At 68.7% G+C, this 3,984-nt stretch carries 4 protein-coding genes; 2 read left to right on the top strand and 2 right to left on the bottom strand.

Features of this window, described 5'->3' with window-relative positions; genetic code table 11:
* Nucleotides 1-145: 145 nt before the first annotated feature.
* Together ACTHLF_RS08105 and ACTHLF_RS08100 are read right to left on the bottom strand one after the other, a co-directional pair.
* Nucleotides 146-1,078 (bottom strand): patatin-like phospholipase family protein, encoded by a 933-nt coding sequence (locus ACTHLF_RS08105; RefSeq protein WP_440326423.1) that lies wholly within the window; start codon nt 1,076-1,078, stop codon nt 146-148.
* Between the two features lie 25 nt (nt 1,079-1,103).
* Nucleotides 1,104-2,129: a class 1 fructose-bisphosphatase gene (locus ACTHLF_RS08100; RefSeq protein ID WP_440326421.1), complete on the bottom strand. Its 1,026-nt coding sequence runs from the start codon at nt 2,127-2,129 to the stop codon at nt 1,104-1,106.
* 274 nt (nt 2,130-2,403) lie between these two features.
* Here ACTHLF_RS08100 and ACTHLF_RS08095 point away from each other — a divergent pair, with 274 nt between their 5' ends.
* Both ACTHLF_RS08095 and ACTHLF_RS08090 read left to right on the top strand, forming a co-directional pair.
* Nucleotides 2,404-3,042, top strand: coding sequence for a glutathione S-transferase family protein (locus tag ACTHLF_RS08095; RefSeq protein ID WP_440326425.1), 639 nt, complete (start codon nt 2,404-2,406; stop codon nt 3,040-3,042).
* Between the two features lie 69 nt (nt 3,043-3,111).
* Complete coding sequence (locus ACTHLF_RS08090) at nt 3,112-3,816, top strand: helix-turn-helix transcriptional regulator (protein WP_440326419.1); 705 nt, start codon at nt 3,112-3,114, stop codon at nt 3,814-3,816.
* Nucleotides 3,817-3,984: the final 168 nt, after the last annotated feature.

Here is a 3,984-nt window from a genome sequence, read left to right as displayed (position 1 = left end):
GCGCCGCCGCCTCCTGGCGACCGCGGTGCTGTCGTCGATGGTGGGTTCGCTCGCCTTGTCCCGCGCCGTCGCGGACGAGGGGATGTCGAACGAACTGCTGACGGTGGGGCGCCAGTCGGCCCTGTCGCTGATCGAAGCCGGCTGATTACTTAGCCGGCACCGGCGGCTTGCCCATGGCAGCCGCCTTCTCGGCGATCTTCGCCCTGATGGCGGGGATCGCTGCGAGCGCCGCGCGCTCGCCCTCCAGGATCGCGACGTTCTTCTGGTCGAAGTCCGTGGGGCCGATCTGGCCGACCTTGGGCCGGATGACGATATCCGCGCGGCCCAGCTCCTGCTCCGCCAGCTTCCGCCCCATGATGGTGATGGACTGGCCGACGATACCGGCCATGCTGGCGGGATTGCTCCCATCCGGGCGGGCCGAGATATCCACGGCGATGACGATGTCCGCACCGAGCTGGCGCGCGGCGTCGACCGGCACGGGGCTGACCACGCCGCCGTCGACAAAATGCTTGCCGTTGATTTCCACCGGTTCAAACACGCCGGGGATGCTGCTCGACGCACGCACGGCCTGGCCGGTGTTGCCGCGGACGAAGATGGCGCGATCGCCCGTCTCCAGCACGGTGGCGACAGCCGCGAACGGCGTGTGCAGCTTCTCGATCGGTTGCTGCTTCACCAGCTGGTTCACGTAATCCTGCAGCTTCTGCCCCTGGACCAGGCCGCCGGAGAACAGCCGCACGTCGCGCACGGTGGCCTCATCCAGCGAGAACGCCGTTTCCTGCAGGCGGAAGGCATCCATGCCGCTGGCGTAAAGCGCGCCGACGACGCTGCCCGCGCTGGTGCCCGAGAACACGTCGGGATGTATCCCAATGGCCTCGAGCATCTTGATGACGCCGATATGCGCGAAGCCCTTGGCCGCGCCGCCGCCCAACGCCAGGCCGATGCGTGGCTTGGCGGCGAGCACGGGCACCGCGGTGTCGGGGCGCTCGTTGGGCTTCACGGTGTTGCCACCGCCAAAGCAGCCGGTGAGCAGGGTGGCGAACAGCAGCGGAACCAGGCGGCTAAGGCGGCGGGACATCATGTCGTGGGGTTTCTCGGGGAAAGGATCAGCCGCGGGTCTGGTCGGCTTCGAGGTGGTAACGGGTAGCGACTTCGATCTCGTTCTTCGAGCCAAGGAACACCGGTACGCGCTGGTGCAGGGCCGTCGGCTGCAGCTCCATGATCCGCTCACGGCCCGTGGTGGCCGCGCCACCCGCCTGCTCGATGATGAAGGCCATCGGATTGGCCTCGTACATCAGGCGCAGCTTGCCGGTGCCGCCCTTGGCCGTGATCTTGGCGTCGAGCGGGCAATAGAACACGCCGCCGCGGGTCATGATGCGGTGCACGTCGGCCACCATCGAGGCCACCCAGCGCATGTTGAAGTCGCGGCCGCGCGGCCCGGTGGTACCCGCCAGCAGTTCGCCAATGTAGCGCTGCATCGGGGCTTCCCAATGACGCTGGTTGGACATATTGATGGCGAATTCGGCGGTTTCGGCCGGGATGGTCATGTCGCGGCGGGTCAGCACGAAGCTGCCGTGCTCGCGATCCAGCGTGAATTCGTGGACACCGTGGCCGAACGTGAGCACCAGCAGGGTGCTCGGGCCGTAGACGACATAGCCAGCGGCGACCTGGGCCGTGCCCGGCTGCAGGAAGTCCTCGGTGGTCGGTTCGGTCACGCCATCGGGGCAGCGCAGCACCGAGAAAATGGTGCCGACCGAGACGTTGACGTCGATGTTCGACGAGCCATCCAGCGGATCGAACAGCAGCAGGTGGTGGCCCTTGTGATAGGCATCCGGGATCGGCTGCGGGTCTTCCATCTCCTCGGAGGCGCAGGCGGCGAGGTGGCCGCCCCAGGCGTTGGCCTCGAGCAGGATCTCGTTGGACATCACGTCCAGCTTCTTCTGCGCCTCGCCCTGCACGTTATCCGAGCCGGCATTGCCCAGCACACCGCCCAGTGCGCCCTTGCCCGTGGCCACGGAGATGCGCTTGCAGGCGCGCGCCACGACCTCGATCAGCAGGCTCAGCTCGCTGTACACATGCCCGGCGCGCTTCTCTTCGATCAGGAACTGGATCAATGAAATCGGTTTCGTCATCACTCAGGGTCCGGGCGCGAAAGCACGCATTGTCCGGGTGCCGCGTGAACGGCGCCAGAGGGGGCTGCTGACAGCACGTTGTCAGTAGCCCCCGCGCAGACTCTTACCCACTGACACCACGGGAGGGGTCGCCATGAATCCGCTGCTTGAGCGCATTGCCCGGGCGTACGCACCGCTAGGCCAGCTCGGCCGGCTGATGGATGGCCAGTACCGCTTCGAGCCCGAGCTCGCTCCCACAACACACCAAGCCACGCTTGAACCACGAGGGAAGGGAATGAACACCAGCCGCATCGTTTTCCACCATGGCCCGCACAGCCGTTCCACCAGCACGCTCATGCTGCTGGAGGAGCTGGGCGCCCAGTACGACATGCACGTGCTCAACCTGGCGGCGGGGGAGCAGCGCCAGCCCGCTTACCTCAAGGTCAACCCGATGGGTAAGGTGCCGGCCATTTCCCACCATGGCCAGCTGGTGACCGAACGGCCCGCCGTGTTCACCTACCTTGCCGACCTGTTCCCACAGGCCGGGCTGGCCCCGGGCCTTGGCGATCCGCTGCGCGGCCCCTACCTGCGCTGGCTGGCCTTCTACGGGTCGTGCTTCGAGCCGGCGGTGATGGATAACTACATGAAGAACGCGGTGGCCCCGGCGACCACGTGCCCGTATGGCGATTACGAGTCGGTGCTCGGCCTGGTGGAAGCCCAGCTCCAGGGCGGCCCGTGGCTGCTCGGCGACCGCTTCACCGCCGCCGACATCCTGTGGGCCAATGCGCTGGACTACACCATGTCGTTCGGCCTGGTGGCGCGGCGCCCGGTCTTCGAGGCCTACGTGGCCCGCCTGAAGGTTCGCCCGGCGATCATCCGCGCGGCCGAGCAGGACGAAGCACTCGCCCGCGCCCAGCAGCGGGCCGCGGCCTGAGCGCCCGGGCATGGCACGGCGTGACCATCGTCGCTTCCCGCGCGCCGCGCGGAAAGCGATGATGCGCGAATGCGCCGCGCCGACCGCCTGTTCCTCATCATCAACGCCCTGCGCGGGCGGCGCACCGCGCTGCCTGCGCGCCAGCTGGCGGAAACCCTGGAGGTCTCGCTCCGCACCGTCTATCGCGACGTGGCAGACCTCCAGCTCTCCGGCGTCCCCATCGAGGGCGAGGCCGGCGTGGGTTACCTGCTGCGCAAGGGCTCGGACATCCCGCCGCTGATGTTCAACGCCGACGAACTCGAAGCGCTGGTGGCCGGTACGCGTTTTGTGCGTGCCTTCGCCGGCGAGCGGCTGGCCCGCGAGGCGCAGGCCGCGCTGATCAAGATCGAAGCGGTGCTGCCGCCGGAACTGCGCGAGCGCGCGGCGCAGTCGAAGATTTTTGCGCCGATCTGGCGCGATCCCCATCAGAACCACATCGCGCGCATGCTCGACCGCCTGCACGAAGCGGTGTTGCAGCGACACGTGCTGTGCCTCGAATACCGCGATGCGCAGGGCCGTGCGAGCACGCGCGAGGTCGAGCCGCTGTGCCTGTCGTTCTGGGGCGGCGCCTGGACGCTCACCACCTGGTGCCGGCACCGGCAGGACTTCCGCAACTTCCGCCCGGACCGCATCGAATCCTGCCGCGAATCCGGCGAGACCTTCGAAGACGTACCCGGCCGTGACCTGAAAACCTTCCTCGAGACCATCCGCGGCTATTACGCCGGCCTGGAATAACCGCGGGCATCCCCAAAGCCGTTGGGGGCGCGGGGGGGGGGGGGGGCGGGGCGGCCGCCCCCCCCCCCCCGCCCCCCCCCCCGGCCCCACCCCCCGAGGGGGGGGGGGCGGCGGCCCCGGGGCGCGGGGGGGGGGCCCCGCCGCAAACCCAGCGGGGGAACGCGCCCC

The organism is Luteibacter sp. (assembly GCF_051958795.1).
Lineage (GTDB): Bacteria > Pseudomonadota > Gammaproteobacteria > Xanthomonadales > Rhodanobacteraceae > Luteibacter.
The sequence above is the reverse complement of the archived record's forward strand: the minus strand, read 5'-3'. Positions and strand labels throughout refer to the sequence as shown.